This window comes from Succinivibrio sp., from assembly GCF_045124615.1.
In the GTDB taxonomy this organism is placed as follows: domain Bacteria; phylum Pseudomonadota; class Gammaproteobacteria; order Enterobacterales; family Succinivibrionaceae; genus Succinivibrio; species Succinivibrio faecicola.
The window spans coordinates 1-3,835 of the sequence record NZ_JBGVMC010000365.1 but is presented as its reverse complement, the minus strand read 5'-3'; the positions used below and the strand labels follow the sequence as shown (position 1 = coordinate 3,835).

The window sequence follows — 3,835 nt, the reverse complement described above, 5'->3', positions numbered from 1 at the left end:
GAAGAGTGTACTCTGAATAAGTTTCTATCTTTTCTTTTGAGGTATCAAAAGGTGCAATTACAATATCAACTGTACGATTTTTAATACAGTCGTTTAGAGAGCTAAAAGGAACGATACGAAATTTGATATTCATATCCAGTGTATCAGTCAGCTGTCTTATAATATCGACACTGTATCCTTGACTTTCTCCATATGAGTTTGTTGAGCTAAATGGTGGAAGATATCCATCAATACCCACATAAACAGTCTTTGTATCCTTGAAAACTTTTGTGTAGCCGTAAATTGCGACTATTACAAGGATCATAAACAACGAGAAAGCATTTATATATTTAAGCACATACCACCTTTAGTTTAGTTCTTAACAATATAACTTAATTTATTGTTTATAGGTCTGAATTAACGATGAATTTGTGATACAGCGTTAAATAAAATCTAAGGTAACAATAATTATTTGAGTATGAAATAAATATGCTCATTTAGATATCATGCCGATAGTTTTCCAGAGGCTTCAGTTTTAACATAACTGCAGCAAAGCTAGAGCATAATGCCGATTCAATTAGTGCAAATATTGCTTATATTCAGCAAAGATTTTATAATATTGTAATTTTAGTGATTATGTATAGTGCCGTTTTTATGCGGTGCTAAATTTTATGCGCCTAAACGAAGAGGCTTTTATATGTCAATGCGTTCAATTTACTGTGGTAATGTAAATTTAAGCAATAAGGACACTGATGTTACCTTATGCGGCTGGGTTAACCGCAGACGTGATCTTGGTGGTCTGATTTTCATCGATTTAAGAGATAGAACAGGAATTGTTCAGGTCGTTTTTGAACCTGACAATGAGCAGCTTCATCAGTTGGCTTCAACTTTAAGAAATGAGTTCTGTATCTGTGTAAAGGGCTGTGTCAAGGCACGTCCTGACGATCAGAAAAACAAGAAGATGGCTACCGGTGAAATAGAAGTATACGCAAAAGAACTAAAGATCTTTAACAAGGCTGGTGTACTTCCATTAGATTTCAATCAGGATAATACAGAAGAGCAGAGACTGCGCTACAGATACCTTGATTTACGCAGACCAGAGATGGTTGAGAAGTTAGTAACCAGAGCAAAGATTACTCACTTTGTAAGACATTTCCTCGATGAGCATGGCTTTTTGGATATAGAAACTCCAATGCTTACAAAGGCAACACCTGAAGGCGCTAGAGATTATCTTGTTCCATCAAGAATTCATCATGGTAAATTCTACGCACTGCCTCAGTCACCACAGCTTTTCAAGCAGCTTCTGATGATTGCAGGTTATGATCGTTATTATCAGATTGTAAAGTGCTTTAGAGATGAGGATTTAAGAGCAGACAGACAGCCTGAGTTCACACAGATCGATGTTGAAACCTCATTTATGTCATCTGATGATGTTAGATCAGTAATGGAAGAAATGATCCGCAAGCTGTTCCTTGAAATCAAGAATGTTGATTTAGGTACTCTTCCTGTAATGACATGGGATGAGGCTATGGACAGATTCGGTTCTGATAAACCTGATTTAAGAATCGACTTTGAGCTAAAGCTAATTGATGATGTTGTAAAGAATTCATCATTCTCAGTTTTAAGTGAAGCTGCAAACGATAAGACAAGTCGAGTTGTTGCATTTGCTCTTCCTTCTGGTGCTTCACTTACAAGAAAGAATATTGATGCATATACAGATTATGTAAAGAAGCTTGGTTTATCAGGTCTGCTTTATGTAAAGGTTAATTCTGTTTCACAGGGGCTTGAAGGCATTAAGGCATCATTTGCCAAGTTTACAAATGAGCAGGAGCTAAATGCTATTGTAAAAGCAACTGGTGCAAAAGATGGTGACATGATCTTCATCGGATGTGGCAAGAGAGTAAAGGTTGCTACAGCTATGGGTTCATTAAGACTTCAGACTGCAAGAGATGCAAATCTTGTGGCAGATGGTTATAAGGCATTATGGGTTGTTGACTTCCCAATGTTTGAGATGACTGAAGAGGCTGGTCTGACTGCAATGCATCATCCTTTTACAGCACCAAAGAATGTAACTCCAGAGCAGTTAATTGCTGATCCTATGTCTGTATATGCAGATGCATACGATCTTGTAATTAACGGTTATGAGTCAGGTGGTGGTTCAGTTCGTATCTATGATGAGAATATGCAGAATGCTGTATTCACAGTACTTGGTATCTCAAAGCAAGAGGCAAGAGAGAAATTTGGCTTCTTATTAGATGCTTTATCATTCGGTGCTCCTCCACATGCTGGTTTAGCATTTGGTTTAGATAGAGTAACAATGCTTCTAACTGGTACTGATAACATCAGAGATGTTATTGCATTCCCTAAGACAACAGCAGCATCATGTTTAATGACAGATGCACCAAATTTAGCAAATGACGATGCTTTAACCGAGCTTGCAATTGCTGTAACAGATATTGAAAAATAGCCTAATGCGCTAAAAACAGGAGATAAAAATGTCAGGACATTCAAAATGGGCCAATATTAAATTCCGTAAGGCTGCACAGGATGCAAAGCGTGGTAAGGTATTCACTAAGCTGATCCGTGAAATCACAACTGCTGCAAAAATGGGTGGCGGTGATGAGTCTTCAAATCCTCGTTTACGTTCTGCAGTTGTTGCTGCATTAGCACAGAACATGACCCGTGACACCATCAAGAGAGCTATTGAGCGTGGTGTTGGTGGTGGTGAAGGTTCTGATTTAGAGAACATCACTTATGAAGGTTATGGCGTTGGCGGTGTTGCAGTTATGGTTGAGTGCATGACTGACAACCACAACAGAACAGCATCTGAGGTTCGTCATGCTTTCACCAAGTTTGGTGGCAACCTGGGTACTTCTGGCTCTGTAGGTTACTTATTCACCAAGAAGGGCGTAATCAGCTTTGCTCCAGACGAGGACGGTAAGATTGAAGTTGACGAGGAAAAGGCAATGGATATCGGTCTTGAAGCTGGTGCAGATGATGTTGTAACTAATGATGATGGTTCAATCGATATCTATACAGCTCCAGAGGCTTTTGCTGATGTAGTTGAGGCTTTTGAAAAGGCTGGTTTAAAGCCAGTTAATGCAGAAGTTTCAATGGTTCCATCAACAGAAGCTGAGTTAGAAGGTGATACCGCTGCAAGATGCATGAAGATGATTGATGCTCTTGAAGATCTTGATGATGTTCAGAATGTATATCACAATGCATCATTCCCTGATGATCTTGAGGTTTAATTCATTATTTAGCAAAAATATTTTGCTTTTTCTGAATTCATAACCTATATATAAATATTACGATAATGGGCAGGAGGAAACTCTTACCCATTTCGTCACTATAAAAGACAAGTAATCCAGGAAAAATTAGAGAATGGATAATAATTCAGCAAGTACAGAATTTAAACAATTAATTGCCAAAGGAAAAGATCAAGGATACTTAACTATTGAAGAGATTAACGATCTTATTCCACCTGATATTATCAGCGGTGATCAGTTATCAGTCTTCATTCAGACCTTCATAGACATGGGTATTACAGTCTGTGAAACTCCTCCTGAGGCAGATGATCTTCTTTTAAATGGTAATTCAACATCTGATACTGAAGATGTGGAAGTTGTAGCAAATCAGCTTGACAGCTCAGTTGATATTGGAAGAACAACAGATCCTGTACGTATGTATATGCGTGAGATGGGTAATGTATCTCTTCTTACAAGAAAAGATGAGATTGAAATCTCTAAGCGTATAGAGAAGGGTACTTCAGAAGTTCAGTTGTGTCTTGTTGAATATCCAGAAGCAATGGAAGAGCTTTTTGCTCGTTATGAGATGACCCAGGATCCTTTATCTG

4 protein-coding genes are annotated in these 3,835 nt (G+C 38.1%); 3 read left to right on the top strand and 1 reads right to left on the bottom strand.

The genetic code is table 11. The features are described from left to right. On the bottom strand, positions 1-337 hold a 337-nt coding region (locus ACJML3_RS09685), incomplete at its 3' end, for a transporter substrate-binding domain-containing protein (RefSeq protein ID WP_406022749.1). Positions 338-682: 345 nt separating this feature from the next. Here ACJML3_RS09685 and aspS point away from each other — a divergent pair. The 3 genes from aspS to ACJML3_RS09670 all read left to right on the top strand — a co-directional run. Continuing rightward, positions 683-2,446, top strand: a complete 1,764-nt coding sequence (gene aspS, locus ACJML3_RS09680; protein ID WP_406022750.1) for an aspartate--tRNA ligase — start codon at positions 683-685, stop codon at positions 2,444-2,446. A gap of 28 nt (positions 2,447-2,474) precedes the next feature. Further along, entirely contained in the window at positions 2,475-3,230 is a 756-nt protein-coding gene (locus tag ACJML3_RS09675; protein ID WP_288135619.1) for a YebC/PmpR family DNA-binding transcriptional regulator, read from the top strand. A gap of 133 nt (positions 3,231-3,363) precedes the next feature. Next, a partial coding sequence (locus tag ACJML3_RS09670; protein ID WP_406022747.1) for an RNA polymerase sigma factor region1.1 domain-containing protein occupies positions 3,364-3,835 on the top strand: 472 nt, incomplete at its 3' end.